Annotated in this window: 16 protein-coding genes; 11 read left to right on the top strand and 5 right to left on the bottom strand. The window is 73.0% G+C overall.

All coding sequences use genetic code 11. The features are described 5' to 3' along the window. Nucleotides 1-53: 53 nt before the first annotated feature. Complete coding sequence (gene hutI, locus ACFOVU_RS06020; protein WP_378530591.1) at nt 54-1262, bottom strand: imidazolonepropionase; 1209 nt, start codon at nt 1260-1262, stop codon at nt 54-56. Nucleotides 1263-1540: 278 nt separating this feature from the next. Then, on the bottom strand, nt 1541-3052 hold the full coding sequence (gene hflX, locus ACFOVU_RS06015) for a GTPase HflX (RefSeq protein WP_378530589.1): 1512 nt from the start codon (nt 3050-3052) through the stop codon (nt 1541-1543). A gap of 298 nt (nt 3053-3350) precedes the next feature. On the opposite strand from hflX, the gene aceB reads away from it, so the two are divergent. From aceB to ACFOVU_RS05995, 4 genes are all read left to right on the top strand, one after another. Then, entirely contained in the window at nt 3351-4955 is a 1605-nt protein-coding gene (gene aceB, locus ACFOVU_RS06010; RefSeq protein WP_378530587.1) for a malate synthase A, read from the top strand. 99 nt (nt 4956-5054) lie between these two features. Beyond that, nucleotides 5055-6518 (top strand): FAD-linked oxidase C-terminal domain-containing protein, encoded by a 1464-nt coding sequence (locus ACFOVU_RS06005; protein ID WP_378530585.1) that lies wholly within the window; start codon nt 5055-5057, stop codon nt 6516-6518. A gap of 43 nt (nt 6519-6561) precedes the next feature. Next, nucleotides 6562-7719 carry an FAD-binding oxidoreductase gene (locus tag ACFOVU_RS06000; protein ID WP_449289730.1) on the top strand — a complete coding sequence of 386 codons (1158 nt, stop codon included), beginning with the start codon at nt 6562-6564 and terminating at the stop codon, nt 7717-7719. A 270-nt stretch (nt 7720-7989) separates the two neighbouring features. Next, nucleotides 7990-9324 (top strand): (Fe-S)-binding protein, encoded by a 1335-nt coding sequence (locus ACFOVU_RS05995; RefSeq protein WP_378530581.1) that lies wholly within the window; start codon nt 7990-7992, stop codon nt 9322-9324. Nucleotides 9325-9412: 88 nt separating this feature from the next. Here the strand turns inward: ACFOVU_RS05995 and dapF are convergent, their stop codons facing one another. Then, on the bottom strand, nt 9413-10237 hold the full coding sequence (gene dapF, locus ACFOVU_RS05990) for a diaminopimelate epimerase (RefSeq protein WP_378530579.1): 825 nt from the start codon (nt 10235-10237) through the stop codon (nt 9413-9415). A 73-nt stretch (nt 10238-10310) separates the two neighbouring features. Here dapF and miaA point away from each other — a divergent pair, with 73 nt between their 5' ends. Then, nucleotides 10311-11276: a tRNA (adenosine(37)-N6)-dimethylallyltransferase MiaA gene (miaA, locus tag ACFOVU_RS05985; protein ID WP_378530577.1), complete on the top strand. Its 966-nt coding sequence runs from the start codon at nt 10311-10313 to the stop codon at nt 11274-11276. A gap of 71 nt (nt 11277-11347) precedes the next feature. Beyond that, a complete protein-coding gene (locus ACFOVU_RS05980; protein WP_378530575.1) occupies nt 11348-12124 on the top strand; it encodes a VOC family protein in 777 nt (258 codons plus the stop codon). A gap of 67 nt (nt 12125-12191) precedes the next feature. On the opposite strand, the gene ACFOVU_RS05975 is transcribed toward ACFOVU_RS05980, so the two are convergent. After that, nucleotides 12192-12872: a hypothetical protein gene (locus ACFOVU_RS05975; RefSeq protein WP_378530573.1), complete on the bottom strand. Its 681-nt coding sequence runs from the start codon at nt 12870-12872 to the stop codon at nt 12192-12194. Between the two features lie 142 nt (nt 12873-13014). Between ACFOVU_RS05975 and ACFOVU_RS05970 the strand changes: the two genes are divergently transcribed. From ACFOVU_RS05970 to ACFOVU_RS05960, 3 genes are all read left to right on the top strand, one after another. Next, on the top strand, nt 13015-13767 hold the full coding sequence (locus ACFOVU_RS05970) for a TetR/AcrR family transcriptional regulator (RefSeq protein ID WP_378530571.1): 753 nt from the start codon (nt 13015-13017) through the stop codon (nt 13765-13767). 18 nt (nt 13768-13785) lie between these two features. After that, entirely contained in the window at nt 13786-15066 is a 1281-nt protein-coding gene (locus ACFOVU_RS05965) for a cytochrome P450 family protein (RefSeq protein WP_378530569.1), read from the top strand. Nucleotides 15067-15168: 102 nt separating this feature from the next. Next, a complete protein-coding gene (locus ACFOVU_RS05960) occupies nt 15169-16455 on the top strand; it encodes a cytochrome P450 family protein (RefSeq protein WP_378530567.1) in 1287 nt (428 codons plus the stop codon). Nucleotides 16456-16529: 74 nt separating this feature from the next. On the opposite strand, the gene miaB is transcribed toward ACFOVU_RS05960, so the two are convergent. Further along, on the bottom strand, nt 16530-18011 hold the full coding sequence (gene miaB, locus ACFOVU_RS05955) for a tRNA (N6-isopentenyl adenosine(37)-C2)-methylthiotransferase MiaB (RefSeq protein ID WP_378531190.1): 1482 nt from the start codon (nt 18009-18011) through the stop codon (nt 16530-16532). A 264-nt stretch (nt 18012-18275) separates the two neighbouring features. Between miaB and ACFOVU_RS05950 the strand changes: the two genes are divergently transcribed. Next, the gene (locus tag ACFOVU_RS05950; RefSeq protein ID WP_378530565.1) at nt 18276-19019 is read left to right on the top strand and encodes an amino acid ABC transporter ATP-binding protein; all 744 of its coding nucleotides are present in this window, start codon (nt 18276-18278) and stop codon (nt 19017-19019) included. A gap of 79 nt (nt 19020-19098) precedes the next feature. Continuing rightward, nucleotides 19099-19920, top strand: coding sequence for a glutamate ABC transporter substrate-binding protein (locus ACFOVU_RS05945; RefSeq protein WP_378530563.1), 822 nt, complete (start codon nt 19099-19101; stop codon nt 19918-19920). Nucleotides 19921-19938: the final 18 nt, after the last annotated feature.

Below are 19938 nucleotides of genomic sequence, written 5' to 3'. Positions count from 1 at the left end.
TGCGGCCGTCCGGGCGAACCCGTGAAAGTGTTTCCGGCGGGCGGCCGGAGCGGTCAGCGGATGGTCTCGCCGCCGCGCCACACCCGCAGTGTGTTCAGGCCGTAGGACCAGGCGAACGCGCCCTCGTGGTCGGCGTCCCACTGGACGATGTCGGCGTACTGGCCCGGGGCCAGCAGGCCGCGGTCGGTGGCACCCAGCGCGTAGGCGCCGCCGACGGTCGCCGCGCGAAGTGCCTCCAGGACGCTCATGTTGAACATCGAGATGGCCATGGAGATCGCCAGCGGCAGGGACATCGTGCCCGACTGGCCGGGGTTGTGGTCGGTGCCCAGCCCCACGGGCACGCCGTGGTCGAGCAGCGACCGCACCGGCGGGTGCCGGTGCTCGTGCAGCGAGGTGGTGGGGCAGACGACGACCGGCGTGCTGGTCTTGGCCAGCGCGAGGATGTCGTCCTCGTCGGTCTCGTGCACGAGGTCGACCGAGGAGCACTGGAGGTCGGCCGCCATGCGGATGGCGCCGTGCCGCGGCCGGGTGCAGGCGTGCATGTGGGTCTGGAGCCCCACGGAGCGGCCCGCCGACAGCAGCATCCGGGCGTCGTCGGAGGTGAACTGCTGGTTGTCGCAGTAGACGTCCACGCCGTCGGCGCCGGCGCGGGCGGCGTCGGGCAGCCACGAGCACACGGCGTCGACGTAGTCGCGCGGCCGGCCGAAGTACTCGGGCGGCACCGCGTGGGCCGCGAAGAAGGTGACGTGCAGCCGTGGCATGCCGGGCTCCTCCTCCAGCGAGCGCAGCAGCCGGACGTCGGCGAGTTCGCCGTCGCGCGTGAGGTGGTAGCCGGTCTTGGCCTCGACGGTGGTGCACCCGGAGAGCACCCAGTGGCGCAGCCGCTCGCGGACCGCGTTGCACAGGGTCCAGGGATCGGTCCCGCGGGTCACGGTGACCGTGGAGGCGACCCCGCCGCCCGCGCCGACGATCTCGGCCTTGGAGGCGCCGCTGGCGCGCATGGCGACCTCGGCGTAGCGGTTGCCCGCGTACACCGGGTGGCAGTGGGCGTCGATCAACCCAGGGGTGACCAGTCCGCCGCCGAGGTTGTCGACTTCGTCGACGTCGACGATGTCGTCGATGACGCCCGGAAGGCTCTGCGGAAGGTCCGCGGCGGCTCCGACCCACGCGATGCGGTCGTGGTGGATGAGCATCGCCGCGTTACTGAGGAGATCGGTCCCGGTCCACAGCCGCCCGATGTTCGTCAGTAGTCGTACAGTCATCGTCTCACCGGCCCGCCTTGGGGGTCATGGCCGCGAAAACGCGGATATCACAGCAGGTCGGAGCAGACGGGCAGACATAGGCGACCTCGATCTCGGCTGGTCTGGCGGGGGGAAGGAGCGGTGCGGCCGGGGGGCCGGCGCCTCACGGACTCGTGCCAGTGATTCAAAACCGTAGTTCATCCGCGGACACCGTGTACACCTCTTCACGCCCTAAACACACCAACGGCAGAACCCCACCTGGGGTTCCGCCGTTGAAGTGACCAATCCGTCAGGGAAAATCAGCCGGCGGGCACCGCGAACTCCTCCAGTTTGCCCGCGAGCAGCTGCGGCACCCACGCGTGCAGCGCGGTGCCGTCGCCCGTGTGCTCCTCGCCGATGATGCGGCCCTCCTCGTGGACGCGGGAGACCAGGTCGCCACGGTGGTAGGGCACCACGACGCGCATCTCGCGGTCGAGCAGCGGCAGCGCCCCGCTGACCGCATCGATCAGGTCGGAGACGCCCGCTCCGGTGCGCGCCGAGACCTCGACGGCCCCGGGTTCGCGGGTGCGGAGCTGCTTGAGCACCACCGGATCGGCGGCGTCGGCCTTGTTGAAGACGATCAGCTCGGGCACGTCCTGGGCGCCGATGTCGGCGAAGACCTCGCGCACCGCGGCGAGCTGCTGCTCGGGGTCGGGGTGCGAGGCGTCGACGACGTGCAGGATGAGGTCGGAGTCGGCGACCTCTTCGAGCGTGGACCGGAACGCCTCGACGAGCTGGTGCGGCAGGTGGCGCACGAACCCGACGGTGTCGCTGAGCGTGAAAGCGCGGCCGTCGGGGGTGCGGGCCTGGCGGACCGTGGGGTCGAGGGTGGCGAACAGGGCGTTCTCCACCAGGACCCCGGCGCCGGTGAGCCGGTTGAGCAGGCTGGACTTGCCGGCGTTGGTGTAGCCGGCGATCGCAACGGCGGGCACCTGGCGGGTGCGCCGGCGGTCGCGCTTGACGTCGCGCGCCGTGGACATCTGGGCGAGCTGGCGGCGCAGCTTGGCCATCTTGGTGTTGATGCGCCGGCGGTCGGTCTCGATCTTGGTCTCACCGGGGCCGCGGAGGCCCACGCCGCCGTTGCCCCCGCCGCCGCTGCCGCCGCCCTGGCGCGACAGGGAGTCGCCCCAGCCGCGCAGGCGCGGGAGGAGGTAGGTGAGCTGGGCGAGTTCGACCTGCGCCTTGCCCTCGCGGCTGCGCGCGTGCTGGGCGAAGATGTCGAGGATGAGCGCGGTGCGGTCGATGACCTTGACCTTGACGACCTCTTCGAGCTGGCGCAGCTGGCCGGGGGTCAGCTCGCCGTCGCAGATGACGGTGTCGGCGCCGGTGCTCTCGACGATCTCGTGCAGTTCGCCGGCCTTGCCGCGGCCGACGTAGGTGGCCGGGTCGGGCTTCTGGCGGCGCTGGGTGACGCCTTCGAGCACGAGCGCGCCCGCGGTCTCGGCGAGCTGCTTGAGCTCGGTCAGGGAGTTGTCGGCGTCGAGCTGGGTGCCGCTGGTCCAGACCCCGATCAGTACGACGCGCTCCAGGCGCAGGGCACGGTATTCGACCTCGGTGACATCGGTCAGCTCGGTCGAGAGGCCCGCTACCCGGCGCAGCGCGTGGCGGTCGGCGAGTTCGAGCTCGCCCTGGTCGGGGTCGTCGCCGTTGCGGGCCGCGTACAGCAGCGCGTCGGCGTCGAGATCGCCGACGGCGATCGCTTCACGGTTCATGGGCCCTCCGCGGGTGTGACCGGTCGGCCGGGTGAAACCGTGGTCATGAGCAGTATTCATATCCCTCCAGCAAGGGCAACGCCGCGCTGGGGCGGCTTGTTCCCCCTCGGATGGTGGCACGGTCGCGCCGCCCGGGCATCCGATTTTCGCGCCGCGGGCGGTGCGTGTCCATCCGGATCGGCCCGTTGCCGCGCCGCGTCCCCGTTCTCCGGGCCCACCTGCAAATTGTCGGATTCTTCCGCGCCGCGGAAAGTTTCTGCGTGTGCGATGGAGCCGACGTTGACCCGTCCCGGGCCGCAGAGTAGCGTTTTATTCCACATAACAGAAGCTAGTTCCGCTTTGTGGAAGGTTTTCTCTCATGAGCTCCACGAACGGGGTCGAGGTCACCGGCCCCCTGCACGACAGGTTCGACCAGATCCTGACCCAGGACGCACTGGAGCTGATCGCCGACCTCCACCGCCGCTACGAGGACCGCCGCCAGGAGCTGCTCGCCGCGCGCGCCCGCCGCCAGGCGGAGATCTCCGCGGGCGCCGACCTCGACTTCCTCCCCGAGACCCGCGCGATCCGCGAGGACCCCGACTGGCGGGTGGCGCCGCCCGCCCCCGGGATCACCGACCGCCGCGTGGAGATCACCGGCCCCACCGACCGCAAGATGACGGTCAACGCGCTCAACTCCGGCGCCAAGGTGTGGCTGGCCGACTTCGAGGACGCCAACACCCCGCTGTGGGAGAACATGATCGGCGGCCAGCTCAACCTGCGCGACGCCCTGGACCGCGCCATCGACTTCACGACCCCGGAAGGCAAGTCCTACGCCCTCAAGGACGACGCCGAGCTGGCCACGGTCGTGGTCCGGCCCCGCGGCTGGCACCTCGACGAGAAGCACATCCTCGTCGACGGCCGGCGCGCCTCCGGCGGCATCGTGGACTTCGCCCTCTACTTCTTCCACTGCGCGCAGCGGCAGCTCGACAAGGGCAAGGGCCCCTACTTCTACCTGCCCAAGATGGAGAGCCACCTCGAAGCGCGGCTGTGGAACGACATCTTCCGCACCGCCCAGGACCGCCTGGGCATCCCGCAGGGCACCATCCGCGCCACCGTGCTGATCGAGACCATCCCCGCGGCGTTCGAGATGGAGGAGATCCTCTACGAGCTGCGCGAGCACTCCGCCGGGCTCAACGCCGGGCGCTGGGACTACCTGTTCAGCATCATCAAGACGCACCGCACCCGCGGGCGCCGCTTCCTGCTGCCCGAGCGCAACGCCGTCACCATGACCGCGCCGTTCATGCGCGCCTACACCGAGCTGCTGGTGTCCACCTGCCACCGGCGCGGCGCCTTCGCCATTGGCGGCATGGCCGCGTTCATCCCCAGCCGGCGCGACCCCGAGGTCAACGAGCGCGCGCTCGCCAAGGTCCGCGACGACAAGGCCCGCGAGTCCGGAGACGGCTTCGACGGCTCGTGGGTCGCCCACCCCGACCTGGTCCCCGTGGCCGGCGAGGTCTTCGACGGCGTCCTGGGCGACCGGCCCAACCAGCTCGACCGGCAGCGCCCCGACGTCGCCGTCACCGCCGGCGACCTGCTGTCCGTCGGCACCGCCGAGGGCGGCATCACCGAGAACGGCCTGCGCGCCAACGTCGACGTCGCCCTGCGCTATCTCGCCGCCTGGCTCGGCGGCAACGGGGCCGTCGCCATCCACAACCTCATGGAGGACGCCGCCACCGCCGAGATCTCCCGTTCCCAGGTCTGGCAGTGGCTCCACAACGACGTCACCCTCGACGACGGCCCCGCCGTCACCCGCGACCTGGTCGAGCGCATCATCGGCGAGGAGCTCGCCGCCATCCGCGAGGATCTCGGCGACGCCTTCGACGACAAGCTGTTCGCGCAGGCCCGCGAGGTGTTCACCACCGTCGCGCTGGCCGACGACTACGCCGATTTCCTGACCCTGCCCGCCTACGAGTCCATGCCCTGACCGCCCGCGGCGGACCTTGCCGCCGCGGGGAAGGTGGGAGAGAGTACGCCCTAGCGGGCCCCGCCACGGGCCCGGACACGGACGGGGAGGCGAGCCCCCATGCCGGAACCGCTCCACGCACTGATCCCGCGGCTGCGCGAGATCTGCGGCGCCGACGGCGTCGTCACCGACCCCGCCGCCCGCCGCACCTACGAGAGCGACGGGATCACCTACCACGCGGCCGTCCCCGGCGTCGTCGTACTGCCCACCACCACCGCCCAGGTCGCGGCGGTGGTGCGGCTGTGCGCCGAGCACCGGGTGCCCTTCGTCCCGCGCGGCGCGGGCACCGGCCTGTCGGGCGGCGCGCTGCCCCGCACCGACGGCGTGCTCATCGCGACCTCGCGCATGCGCCGCATCATCGAGATCGACACCGCCAACGAACGCGCCGTGGTCGAGCCCGGCGTCGCCAACCTCGACGTCACCCGCGCCGCCGCGCCGCACGGCTACTACTACGCCCCCGACCCCTCCAGCCAGCAGGTGTGCACGGTGGGCGGCAACATCGCCGAGAACTCCGGCGGCGCCCACTGCCTCAAGTACGGGTTCACCGTCAACCACGTCACCGGCCTGGTCGTGGTCACCCCCGCCGGAGAGATCGTGCGGCTGGGCGGCAAGGCCGCCGACGCCCCCGGCTACGACCTCATCGGCGCGTTCATCGGGTCCGAAGGGACGCTGGGCATCGCCACCGAGATCACCGTGCGGCTGGTGCGCGCCCCGCAGAAGGTGAGCACCGTCCTGGCGGCGTTCGACACCATGGACGCCGGCGGCGAAGCGGTGTCCGCGATCATCGCCGCCGGGGTGCTGCCCGCCGCCATCGAGATGATGGACGCCCTGTCCATCGCGGCCGCCGAGGCCGCGGTCGCCTGCGGCTACCCGCCAGGGGCGGGGGCGGTGCTGATCGTCGAGCTCGACGGCCCGGAGGCCGACGTCGACGCCCAGTTCGACGAGGTCACCCGGTTGTGCCGCGACGCCGGCGCCTTCGGGATCCGCACCGCCAGCGACGCCGCCGAGCGCGCCCGCATCTGGAAGGGCCGCAAGTCGGCGTTCGCCGCCGTGGGGCGCATCAGCCCGGCCTACATCGTGCAGGACGGTGTGGTCCCCCGCACCGCGCTGCCGCAGGTGCTGCGCGACATCGCGCGGCTGTCGGCGGAGTCGGGAATCCGGGTGGCCAACGTCTTCCACGCCGGCGACGGCAACCTGCACCCGCTCGTCCTCTTCGACGACGCCGAGCCCGGCGCCGGGGAGCGGGCGGCGCAGGTGTCGGGCGCGATCCTGGACCTGTGCGTGGGAGCGGGCGGCTCGATCACCGGCGAACACGGGGTGGGGGTGGACAAGGCCTGCCAGATGCCCGAGATGTTCGGCCCCGACGACCTCGAAACGATGGACCGGTTCCGCCGGGCGTTCGACCCCGACGGCATCGCCAACCCCGAGAAGCTGCTGCCCACCCCGCGGCTGTGCGGGGAGCGGCCCCGCGTGAACAAGGGGGCGCACCCGCTGGTGGCCGAGGGCCGGGCAGAGCTGTTCTAGCCCGCGGGAGCGGCCACCGATCAGGCACGGGACGGACGGGCGGATGAGAGGAGCGTGCGGCGTGGGCGGCGGACAGGGCGCGGGCGGTGCCGGGGCGGCGGTGGCGGGCGATGCCGCCCTCATCGCGGAGTTGGCCGAGGGCGGCACCCGGGTACGCGCCGGGACGGCGGACGACGCGATCGGGGGCCTCGTGCCCCGCTTCGTCGCCGCGCCTCGTGACCTGCCGGGCGCCTCGGCGCTCCTGGCGGCCGCCGCCCGGAACGGCCTGGCGTCGGTGGCCCGCGGGAACGGCAGCAAGGCGGGCTGGGGGTCCCCGCCGCTCCGCTGCGACCTGGTGGTCGACACCACCGGGCTCTCCCGGATCGAGCACGCAGCGGGCGACCTCGTCGTGGAGGCGGGCGCCGGGACCCCGGTGGACGAGCTGGAGGACGCGCTGGCCTCGGCGGGCCAGCGCCTGTCGGTCGACCCGGTGGTCGCCGGGTCCACGGTGGGCGGCCTCGTCGCGACCGGGCTGTCGGGGCCGCGGCGGCTCCTGCACGGGCCCGTGCGCGACCTGATCATCGGCATGACGGTGGTGCGCGCCGACGGGGTCGCCGCCGCCTCGGGCGGCCGGGTGGTGAAGAACGTCGCCGGCTACGCCCTGGGGCGGCTGCACACCGGGGCGCTGGGGACGCTGGGGCTCATCACCTCGGTGACCTTCCGGCTGCACCCGCTGCCGCCGGCCGTGCGCGTGGTGTCCGGCACCACCCGCGACCCCGGCACGCTCTCCGCCTGGCGGCGGGCGGTCGCCGCCTCGGCCACGGTCCCCGCCGCGGTCGAACTCGACTGGCCGGCCGACGGCCCCCTGCGCCTGCACGTCCTGCTGGAGGGCGCAGAAGGCGGGATCGAGGCGCGCGCCGCAGAGGTCGCACGGCTGCTCGGCGACGCCGTCACCGCACCGGAGCCGCCCGCCGGCTGGGGCGCCCCGCCGGGGGGGCCCGGCGACACCCTGCTCATGTTCGCCGTAGCGCCGGACGAGGCGGTGGCGGCNNNCCCGCCGGCGACGCCGGGCTGCCGGTGTCGGTCCGCGGATCGGCCGCAGCGGGCACGCTCCTGGCAGCACTGCCCGCCGATGCGCCCCCGGAGGCGGCCGCGCACACCATCGCCACCGCCCGCACGGCGATCACCGGCGCTTCGCCGGACGCCCCCCGCGGCGCCCTGACGGTCCCCCGCGCGGCCCCCGCTCTCCTCGACCACGCCGGAACCGACCTCTGGGGCGACGTCCCCGGCCTGCCCCTGATGCGCGCGATCAAGGCCCGCTTCGACCCCGACCACCTCCTGTCCCCGGGCCGCTTCGCAGGCGGCATCTGATGGGCCCCGCCGTCCGCCCCGCGCCTCGCCGACGGCCGAGGCGGCCAGGGCCGCGACCGGTCGGCCTGACACGGGAGAACGCCCGGCCCATGCCCGGAACACCCGCACAAGGAGGCCTCACATGACCGACGGCCGCTCCGTCCACGACGGCGCCCCGGAAGGGGTGCACCGGTCGTTCGATGACCTGCTCGGCGACTGTGTCCACTGCGGGTTCTGCCTGCCCACCTGCCCCACCTACGTGCTCTGGGGGGAGGAGATGGACTCCCCGCGGGGCCGGATCCACCTCATGGGGCAGGCGCGTGGCGACGACGTCCTCACCGAGGCGGCGGTGGGGCACTTCGACAACTGCCTGGGGTGCCTGGCCTGCGTCAGTGCGTGTCCCTCGGGGGTGGCCTACGACGCGCTGATCGAGACCACCCGGGCCCGGGTCGAGGAGGAGCACCGGCGCGGGCCGGTGGAGCGCGGGCTGCGCGCGGCGGTCTTCGCGCTGTTCCCCCACCGGCGCCGCCTGGACCTGCTGCGCGCCCCACTGCGTGCCTACCAGGCGAGCGGGCTGTCGCGGCTGGTGCGGGGGTCGGGGGTGCTGGAGCGGATCTCGCCGTCGCTGGCCACCATGGAGCGCGTGGCCCCGCCGCTGCGCGGCGGCGTGCCCGCGCTCCCGGAGCTGGTGCCCGCTGTCGGCCGCCGCCGCGCGGTGGTCGGCATGCTCACGGGCTGCGTGCAGGGGGCGTTCTTCCCGCAGGTCAACACGGCCACCGCGCGGGTCCTCGCCAGTGAGGGCTGTGACGTCGTGATCCCCCGCTCCCAGGGGTGCTGCGGCGCGCTGTCGTCGCACGCCGGGCGCGCGGCCGAGGCGGCGGGCTTCGCCCGCGCCACCGTCGCCGCCTTCGAGGAGGCGGGGGTGGACGCCGTTGTGGTGAACTCCGCGGGGTGCGGCGGGACGATGAAGCACTACCCGCGGCTCATCCGCGAAGCCGGGGGCTCCCCGGCGGAGGTCCGGAGCGCGGAGGCGCTGTCGGCGCGCGTCGCCGACTTCTCGGAGTACCTGGCCGCCCTCGGTCCCCGGGCCGAACGGCACCCCCTGCCGGTGCGGGCGGCCTACCACGACGCCTGCCACCTCGCCCACGGCCAGGGCATCACCGCCGAACCGCGCACACTGCTGCGCGCGATCCCGGGGCTGGAGCTGTCGGAGGTGGCGGACCCGGAGATCTGCTGCGGGTCGGCGGGCGTCTACAACCTGCTGCGGCCCGAACCCGCGGCCGAACTCGGCGACCGCAAGAGCGCCGCTGTGCGGGAGACGGGCGCCGAGCTGCTCATCGCGGGCAACCCCGGATGCTCGTTGCAGATCGCCGCGGCCATCGAACGCTCCGGCGGCTCGATCGCCGTGGCCCACACCGCCCAGGTGCTCGACGCCTCGATCCGCGGCCTGCCGCCCACCGCCCTGACCGGCGGCTGAGCGGCGCGGCCCGGCGGGAGAGCGGGCGGATCCCCGCCTTCAGGCGGCCCGGCCGGCGGCCGGACCACGGCGCCCGGCCGGGCGCGGCTCACAGGAGGCGGGTCTCGCCCTCGGCGACGATCACGGCGGGGCCGCGCAGGCGGGCGCCGCCGGAGTCGAGGAAGACGATGCACTCGCCGCCCGGCACGCGGACGCGCCAGGTGGCGCCCTCGCCGGGGGGCGTGGCCGCGGCCGCGACCGCGACGATGCCGGTGCCGCACGAGCGGGTCTCGGCGGACCCCCGCTCATAGACGCGCATCTGAAGCGTGCCCGGGGCGACCTCGGCGAAGACCTCCACGTTGGCGCCCTCGGGGAACTCCGCGGGGTCGAGCTCCGGCGCGGCGGTGAGGTCGAGGGAGGCGACGGCGGCGGACCCGCCATCGACCCGGCAGGCCAGGTGCGGGTTGCCGACGGAGACGCGCAGCCCGCGAACGGCGCCGCCTGCCAGCCCGGCCGACCCCTCGCCGAGGATGCGGGCGGCGCCCATGTCCACGGTGATGTCGCCGTCGTCCTCGATGACGATGTCACGCGCCCCGGCCCGGGTGCCCACGCTGAAGGCGGGCCCCTTGGCGAGGTCCTGTTCGACCAGGTAGCGGGCGAAGACCCGCACGCCGTTGCCGCACATCTCGGCGACGCTGCCGTCGGCGTTGCGGTAGTCCATGAACCATTCGCAGCCGGCGGCCGAGGCCGCGGCCCCGGTCAGGTCCTCGCCGAGGGCGGCGGTGCGCACGACGCGGAGCACGCCGTCGCCGCCGATGCCCGCCCGGCGGTCGCACAGGGCGGCGACGGCCACGGGCGTGAGGTCGAGCCGGCCGTCGGGATCGGGGAGTATCACGAAGTCGTTCTCGGTGCCGTGGCCTTTGGCGAAGCGCATGGGATCATCTTAGGGCGTGCCGCCCCGGCCTTTCCCCGCCGCGACCACCGCCGGCCGCTGGCAGACTGGTCGCATGAGCAGCACGGACAACGAGGACAGCGGGCCGCCGGTGATCGCGGTCGTCGGGCCGACGGCAGCTGGCAAGTCGGACCTGGCCGTGGACCTCGCGCTGCGGCTGGGCGGGGCCTCCGCCGGGGCCGAGGTGATCAACGCCGACTCCATGCAGCTGTACCGCGGCATGGACATCGGCACCGCCAAGCTGCCCGTCGCCGAACGCCGCGGGATCGTCCACCACCTGCTCGGCATCTGGAACGTCACCGAGACCGCCAACGTCGCCGACCACCAGCGGCGGGCGCGCACCATCATCGACCGGCTGCGCGCCGCCGGCGGCACCCCGCTGCTCGTGGGCGGGTCGGGGCTCTACATCCGGGGCGCACTGGACGAGCTCGACTTCCCCGGGACCGACCCCGAGGTGCGGGCGCGCCTGGAAGCCGAGCTGGCGGCTACCGGCCCCGCCCCGCTGCACACGCGCCTGGCCGGGCGCGACCCCGTCGCCGCCGAGGCCATCCTGCCCACCAACGGCCGGCGCATCGTGCGCGCACTGGAAGTGATCGAGCTGACCGGCGGCCCGTTCACCGCGACCCTGCCCGAGCACACCTCCCGCTACCCCTGCGTGCAGATCGGGCTGGAGGTGCCGCGCCCCGAACTCGACGCGCGCATCGAGGCGCGGGTGGACCGCATGTGGCGGGAAGGGCTGGTCGAGGAGGTCCGCGAGCTGGCGGAGCACGGCCTGCGCGAAGGGCGCACCGCTTCGCGCGCGCTGGGCTACGCCCAGGTGCTGCGCTTCCTCGACGGCGAGTACGACGACGCCACCGCGCGCGCCGAGACCGTCCGCGCCACGCGCAGGTTCGCGCGCCGCCAGGACTCCTGGTTCCGGCGCGACCCCCGCATCCACTGGCTGCCCTACGACGCGCCCGACCTCACCGACCGGGCACTGCACCTGGTGGAGTCGGCCGCGGCCGGCGCCCCCGCCGGCTGACCGCGGCGGGCCGCCCCGGTTTTTACCTGATCGGCCGGTCCGTACCGCCCGTCACGGGTACGGGGACGGCCATGACGATCTCCGCATCCCCGGGGTCCGCGCGCTACCCGGTGGGCGCACCGGTCTGGTCCGACATGGTCGTGCCCGACCTGGAGCGCGCGACGGCCTTCTACCGCGCCCTGCTCGGCTGGGACTTCGAGGGTGAGGGGTATGTGACCGCGACCCTCGACGGGCGGCGCGTCGCCGCGTTCTCCGAACCATGGGGCGAGCCCAGCGACCCAACGGAGCGGTGCAACTGGACCACCTACCTGGCCACCGACGACATCGACGCTGCGCTGCGCGTCGTCGAGGACGCGGGGGGCGCGGTCGTGGTCGCGCACCAGGAGATCGGCGACACCGGCGGGATGGCGATCGCGCGCGAGCCCGCGGGGACCGTCTTCGGCCTGTGGCGCCCAGGGCTGCTGCGCGGCGCCGAGGCCCACAGCGTTCCCGGCGCCCCGCTCTGGGCCGAGGTGACCAGCAAGGACACGCAGACGACCAGCGCCGCCCTGGCCCGGGTGTTCGGGTACACGACCGAACGGATGTCCGGTTTCGACTACACCACGCTGATCAGCGACGGCGCCCCGGTGTGCGGGGTCTACGGCGGTGCCGACGAGCGGGTCAGCGAGGGGCACGGCGCGTGGCTCACCTATTTCGGGGTGGTCAGCGCCGACGCCGCGGTGCAGGCCGCCGAGGAGCGGGGCGGGCGGGCGCTGCGCGCCGCCGCGAACTCCCCCTATGGCCGGTGGGCGATGATCGCCGACCCGTTCGGCGCCCACTTCGCGGCGATGGAGGTCTCGGGCGGATAGCGCCGCCCCGCTGGAATCGGGCCGCAGGTCCATCGGCCGTGTCCCGCGCGACGGGAGGGTGACGGGCTCAGCGCCACAAGGCCGCGAAGTAGCCGACACCGTAGGGCGCCTCGTGGGCGAGCAGCTCCCCCGTGAAGCCGGCGCCGTCGGCGGCGCCCGCCAGGGTCTGCCAGGCGGCGCGGCCCCCGGCCATGAGGTCGCCGGCCAGCCGGGGGTCGAGAGCCGCGAGGGCGGCGGTGTCGGCGTCCGCGAGCGCCGCGGCGACCGAGGAATCGAAGGCCACCGCGCGCGCGTCGAACCGCCCGGGCGAGGCCGTGGTGCGCCGGGCGCTGCCGTCGCCCATGGCCAGTAGCGCCACCCGGGGGGCCAGGGCCGCGAGGCCGGCGCCGCGGACCAGGCAGGTTTCGGGCCGGGCATCGGCGGCGACCTCGACCAGCCGCGCGGGCGCCAGGCCGCCGCGCTCGGCGAGCCACCGGCCGATCGTCAGCGACAGCGGCAGCACGGCCGGAGGCGGCCCGACCGGCAGCGGCACCCCGTAGGGGCGCAGGTCGCCGCCTGCGCCGGGGCCGTGGGTGTGGTCGGCGGCGCCGCCACCGACCACCACGAGCACGTCGGGGCCTGCCTCGGCGAGCCCGGCGACGGCGCGGTCGCAGGCCGCGCGCAGTCCGTCGAGGTCACCGGCCGCCCCGCGGGCCACCTCGGGCACGAGCAGGGGCGGGTGGGGGCAGACGGCGGCGGCGATCAGCACAGGGCGAGGCTATCGGCTCGCGCCCGGGTCTTGACGCGTTCCCTACGCCCGCAGCCCTTGCCGGGCGGCCAAAGCGGACATAGCCTTGACTGCGTGACCAGATTTCAAATCTGGTCACGCAGTCAAGATCCACAATGGACGCATGAACGACAAGGCACAGAACGTGACGCGATCCGAGACCACACCCGCGCCCGGCAGCGCGGCCGAACGCGAGATGCGCGCCGAGCGCATCCTCGACGCCGCGGCCGAGCTGCTGATCGCCTGGGGGTACCGGCGCGTCACCATCGACGAGGTCGCCCGCCGCGCACAGGTCGGCAAGGGCACCGTCTACCTGCACTTCCGCACAAAGACGGTGCTGTTCCTGACGGTGCTGATGCGCAAGCAGTCCGAGATGATCGAGCGGCTCCTCGACCTCATCGACGCGGATCCGGCGACCATCCTGCCCAGCAGGATCGCGCGGATCCTCTACGGCTGGGTCCACGAGGAGCCGCTCATCCGGGCCGTGGTGCTCGGCGACCCCGACACACTGGGCACCCTCGCACGCGACGCCATGGAGGTCGCCGGCGACGTCCAGGAGAGGCGCGTGTCGGCACTGACCTTCCACTTCGACCTGCTCCGCGACCGGGGCGTGCTGCGCACCGACGTCTCACGCGACCAGCAGGTCCATGCGTACACCGCGGTGGTGGTCGGGTTCCTGACGATCGACCCGCTCCTCCCGCTGAAACCGCTCTCCTTCGAGGCGAAGGCCGACTCCCTTGCACTGACCGTGCGCAACGCCTTGGAGACCGACGTCCCCTCCGCTGACCTCACCGCCGTGGCCGCGGAGGTCGGCCGGTACTACCGCGAGCTGGCGGCCCATGTCCGCGCCGCGGTCGACAAACAGACCCGAATCTGACGCCCAACGGAGGGCACCATGAGCACATCCGCCGAATCCACCCCCGCCATGGGGACCGGGAAATGCCCGGTGGACATGATGGACCCCGCACTGCTGAGCGACCCGTTCCAGGGGTACTCCCGGATCCGCGATCAGCACCGCGTGGTGGGGGCCAGGCTGTTCGGGATCGAGCAGCCCGTCCAGCTGGTCACCGGCTACGACGATGTGCGGGCCGTGCTCAGCGACCCCCGTTTCGCCAACGACCCCGCTGCGGTCTCCGGAACCGAGGGGGAGACCTTCCGCCGCGACGCCGCCGCCCAGCGGGGCCTGTCCGAGGAGTACGCGCCCTACTTCCTCGAGACCATCCTCGACGCCGATGGCGATGAGCACACCCGCCTGCGCAAGCTGGTCTCCCGCACCTTCACCGTGCGCCGCGTCAACGACCTGCGCCCCCGGGTCGAGCAGATCACCGAGAAACTGCTCGACGACCTGCCCCGCCACGCCGAGGACGGCACCGTCGACCTCATCGAGCACTTCGCCTACCCCCTCCCCATCACGGTGATCTGCGAACTGGTCGGCGTCGCCGAGGAGGACCGCCCCCGCTGGCGCGACTGGGGCAGCCGTCTCTTCTCTTTCGCACCCGGCGCGTTCGGCTCGGCGATCGCGGAGATGGTCGACCACATCCACGAGATGGTCCGGGAGCGACGCGCGGCGCCCGCCGATGACCTGCTCACCGGCCTCATCCGCGCCCACGACGAGGACGGCGACCGGCTCAGCGACCAGGAGCTGGTCACGATGGTGCTCACCCTGGTCCTCGCCGGGCACGAGACCACCGCCCACCTCATCGGCAACGGGACCTTCGCCCTGCTCACCCACCCCGACCAGCTCGCCCGGCTGCGCGCCGAACCCGGCCTGGCGCCGCGGGCCGTGCACGAGCTGATGCGCTGGTGCGGCCCGGTGCAGGCCACCCGCATGCGCTACCCCACCGAGGACGTCACCATCGGCGACACCACGATCCCGCGCGGCGCGCCCGTCATGGCCGTGCTGGTCAGCGCCAACTACGACCCGCGCGAGTTCGGCGAGCCGGAGCGGCTGGACATCACCCGCGAGCCCGCGGGCCGGCGCGAGACCCACGTCGGGTTCGGCCACGGCCCCCATTACTGCATGGGTGCGGCGCTCGCCCGCCAGGAGGGCGAGGTCGCCTTCACCGCGCTGCTCCGCCGCTACCCGGACCTCGCCTTGGCGATCGACCCGGCCGACGCCGAGCGCCAGCCGCTGCCGGGGTCGTGGCGGCTGACCCGGCTGCCCGTGCGGCTCTGAAGCGCCGGCGGTTCCGCCGCCTGTGCGACCGCCTGCCCCGAGTGCATCCGCGACGCGCTCGGCAGGCGCCCCTCATCAGATGACCCCCAATGGAGGACGGTCATGAGCACATCCGCCGAATCCACCCCCGCCACCGGAACCGCGAGATGCCCGGTGGACCTGATGGACCCCGCACTGCTGGGCGACCCCTTCCAGGGGTACTCCCGGATCCGCGAGCAGTCCCGCGTGGCCGAAGCGTCCTTCCCGGGCGTTCCGCAGAAGTTCCACCTGGTCACCCGCTACGACGACGTGCGGGCGGTCCTGAGCGACCCCCGGTTCGTCAACAACCCCGCCTCGGTTCCGGGCTCCGCCCCGCCGAACTACCGTGTCGCCGCCCTCACCTCTCGGGGCGTCCCCGAGGCCTACCTGCCCTACTTCGCCGCATCGATCCTCGACAACGACGGCGATGACCATACCCGGCTGCGCAAGCTGGTCTCCCGCACCTTCACGGTGCGCCGGGTCAACGAGCTGCGCCCCCGGGTCGAGGAGATCACCGAGCGGCTGCTCGACGACCTGCCCCGCCACGCCGAGGACGGCGCCGTCGACCTCGTCGAGCACTTCGCCTATCCCCTCCCGATCACGGTGATCTGCGAACTGGTCGGCGTCCCCAAGCGGTACCGGCCGCAATGGCGCGACTGGGGCAACCGGCTGGTCTCCTTCGACCCCGACGCCGACTTCGGCTCGGCGGTGGTCGAGATGGTCGACCACATCCACGAGCTGATCCGGGAGCGGCGCGCGGCAGCCGCCGAGGACCTGCTCACCGGCCTCATCCGCACCCACGACGAGGACGGCGACCGGCTCAGCGACCAGGAATTGGTCACGATGGTGCTCACGCTCGTCATCGCCGGGCACGAGACCACCGCCCACCTCATCGGCAACGGGACCTTCGCCCTGCTCACCCACCCCGACCAGCTCGCCCGGCTGCGCGCCGAACCCGGGCTCGCGCCCCGCGCCGTGCACGAGCTGATGCGCTGGTGCGGCCCGCTGGTGCAGGCCCCGCGGGCGCGCTACGCCACCGAGGACGTGACGATCGGCGACACCACGTTCCACCGCGGCGACCTGGTCCTGCCGATGCTCGCGAGCGCCAACTACGACCCCCGCGAGTTCGACGACCCCGAGCGGCTGGACATCACCCGCGAACCCGCCGGCCGGCGCGAGACCCACGTCGGGTTCAGCCACGGCCCCCACTACTGCCTGGGCGCGGCGCTCGCCCGCCAGGAAGGGGAGGTCGCCTTCACCGCTCTCCTGCGCCGCTACCCCGATCTCGCACTGGCGAGCGGTCCGGCCGACGCCGAACGCCGGCTGATGCCGGCGATGTGGCGGCTGTCCCGGCTGCCCGTGCGCCTGTGAGACGGCCGCACCGTTGAGACACCGGTGGCCGGCCTCGGGGACGGACGGAGCCGGCCACCGGTACCGGTCGTGGGTCAGCCCGCGTTGCAGCCGCCCGCCGGGGCCGGCTCGGGTGCGGGCGCACCGATCCGCGGCATGCCCAGCAGCACGCCGGGCTGCTGCGGGGCGCTGCCGTTGCGGGCGGCCCAGGCGTCGCCGGCGCGGGTGCGGCGCACCGCGCGGATCCCGGAGTCGGCCACCAGGTGGTGGGGGGCGGCGCCGGTGACGCCGACGGTCACCATGTCGCCGGGGCGCGGGCCCTCGCCCTCGGCGGGGCCGCCGCCGGGGGCCGTGGTGGCGAAGTGCACGAGCCGGTTGTCGGGGGCCCGCCCCGACATGCGGGCGCGGGCGCCGTCCTTGCGCCCCTCGCCCTCGGCGACGAGCACCTCGACCTCGCGGCCGATGAGCGCCCGGTTCTCGGCCCAGGAGATCTCCTCCTGGAGCGCGACCAGCCGCTCGTAGCGCTCCTGGACGACCGCCTTGGGCAGCTGGCCCTCCATCGTGGCGGCGGGGGTCCCGGGCCGCTTGGAGTACTGGAAGGTGAACGCCGCCGCGAAGCGCGCCTCGCGCACCACGTGCAGCGTCTCCTGGAAGTCCTCCTCGGTCTCGCCGGGGAAGCCGACGATGATGTCGGTGGTGATGGCGGCGTCGGGCATGGCGCGGCGCACGTTCTCGACGATCCCGAGGAACCGCTCCTGGCGGTAGGACCGGCGCATCGACTTCAGCAGCCGGCTCGACCCCGATTGCAGCGGCATGTGCAGCTGCGGCATGACGTTGGGGGTCTCGGCCATGGCCTCGATGACGTCGTCGGTGAAGTCGCGCGGGTGCGGCGAGGTGAAGCGGACGCGCTCCAGGCCCTCGACCTCCCCGCAGGCGCGCAGCAGCTTGGAGAACGCCTGCCGGTCGCCGAACTCGCTGCCGTAGGCGTTGACGTTCTGGCCCAGCAGGGTGACCTCGACCGCGCCCTCGGCGACCAGCGCGCGGACCTCGGCGAGGATGTCGCCGGGGCGGCGGTCCTTCTCCTTGCCGCGCAGCGCGGGGACGATGCAGAACGTGCAGGTGTTGTTGCAGCCCACCGAGATCGCGACCCACGCTGCGTAGGCGGACTCGCGCCGGGTCGGCAGGGTCGAGGGGAACGTCTGGAGGGACTCCTCGATCTCGACCTGGGCCTCGCGCTGGACGCGGGCGCGCTCGAGCAGGGTGGGCAGGGACCCGATGTTGTGCGTGCCGAAGACGACGTCGACCCAGGGCGCGCGGCGGACGATCTCGCCGCGGTCCTTCTGCGCCAGGCACCCGCCGACGGCGATCTGCATGCCGGGGTGGGCGTCCTTGACCGGGCGCAGGTGCCCGAGGTTGCCGTAGAGGCGGTTGTCGGCGTTCTCGCGGACGGCGCAGGTGTTGAACACGACGACGTCGGCGGTGCTGTCCTCGGCTGCCCGCACGTAGCCCGCGTCCTCCAGCAGTCCGGACAGGCGCTCGGAGTCGTGGACGTTCATCTGGCAGCCGTAGGTCCGCACGTGGTAGGTACGACTCTGGCTCACCACTCCAGGCTAATCGCTGCGTGCCGCCCGCCCGACCGTCTCACCGTGGGCCGCCGGGACATTACAGAGCGCCATATGTCGGCCTGATGAAGATTGCGCTACGTGCGCAGACATCGTCGCCGCATTGAGCTGCCGTACAGGGAATTTCCGCCATAACGGCCTATAACAAATCCGCTACTACCAGGACCGACGACCGGCGCGATGGTGACAAACAGCCACCGCTGGGGCTAGGTTCCGCCCATGACCGCTACTGCTCTCGTCGCGTTGGAGAACGTCAACAAACACTTCGGCGATCTCCATGTACTGCGCGATATCAACGTCTCCGTCAACCGCGGAGAGGTGGTCGTGGTGATCGGCCCGTCCGGTTCCGGCAAGTCGACCCTGTGCCGGACCATCAACCGGCTGGAGACCATCGACTCCGGAGTCATCTCCATCGACGGGCAGCCACTGCCCGCCGAAGGGCGCGGGCTGGCCCGCCTGCGCAGCGACGTCGGGATGGTCTTCCAGTCGTTCAACCTCTTCGCGCACAAGACGGTGCTCCAGAACGTCACCCTGGGTCCGGTCAAGGTCCGCGGGAAGAGCAAGGCCGAGGCCCAGAAGCGGGCCCTGGAACTGCTCGACCGGGTCGGCATCGCCTCCCAGGCCGACAAGTACCCGGCCCAGCTCTCCGGCGGCCAGCAGCAGCGCGTGGCCATCGCCCGCGCGCTCGCGATGGACCCCAAGGTGCTGATGTTCGACGAGCCCACGTCGGCGCTGGACCCCGAGATGGTCCAAGAGGTGCTGGACGTCATGACCTCGCTGGCCAAGGAGGGCATGACCATGGTCGTGGTCACCCACGAGATGGGGTTCGCACGCCGCGCCGCCGACCGCGTCATCTTCATGGCCGACGGCGAGATCGTCGAGGAGAACACCCCCGACGAGTTCTTCACCCAGCCCGCCTCCGAACGAGCCAAGGACTTCCTTTCGAAGATTCTGAGCCACTGAACCGGGACACCGGTCCATCCCCCGAGTGCTGCGCCGACGCTGCGGAGCACGACCACAACCCACGAGGTTAAGAGGAATCATGCGAGTTCGATCGATCAGCTCGGCCGTGGCCGGGGCGGCGGCCCTTGCGCTCGCCCTGACCGCCTGTGGCGGCGGTGGCGGCGGCGAGGACGACGGCACCATCACCATCGGTGTGAAGTACGACCAGCCCGGCCTTGGACTTGAAGAGGGCGCGGGTCAACCCGTCGGCCTTGACGTTGATGTCGCCACCTATATCGCCGGAGAGCTCGGCTACGAGCCCGAACAGATCACCTGGACCGAGGCCGCTTCGGCCAACCGCGAGACCTTCCTCCAGCAGCAGACCGTCGACATGGTCGTGGCCACCTACTCGATCACCGACGAGCGCAAGGAACTGGTCGACTTCGCGGGGCCGTACTACGTCGCCCAGCAGGACATCCTGGTCCAGGAGGGCAACGAGGACATCACCGACGCCGAGAGCCTGGCCGGCAACGTCCTGTGCTCGGCCTCCGGCTCCCGCTCCGCCGAGACCATCACCGACACCCTGGAGATCGACGCCGAGACGCGCGAGGCCCAGAACTACTCCGAGTGCCTCCAGCTCCTGACGGACGGCCAGGTCGACGCGGTCACCACCGACAACACCATCCTCGCCGGCTTCGCCGCCCAGCAGCCCGGCACCTTCCAGCTGCTCGGCCAGGAGCTGCAGGAGGAGCGCTACGGCGTCGGCCTGCCCAAGGGCAGCACCGAGCGCTGCGAGCAGGTCAACGCCGCGATCACCCAGATGTACGAGGACGGCTCCGCCGAGGAGTTCCTGAACACGCACTTCGGTGAGGCCAACTTCGAGTTCAGCACCGAAGCGCCCGAGCTCGACACCTGCGCCTGACCATCCGCCCGCCTGTGG

The sequence above is a fragment of the Nocardiopsis sediminis genome (assembly GCF_042650565.1).
GTDB lineage: Bacteria > Actinomycetota > Actinomycetes > Streptosporangiales > Streptosporangiaceae > Nocardiopsis_B > Nocardiopsis_B sediminis.
This window is presented reverse-complemented; position numbering and strand designations above follow the sequence as displayed.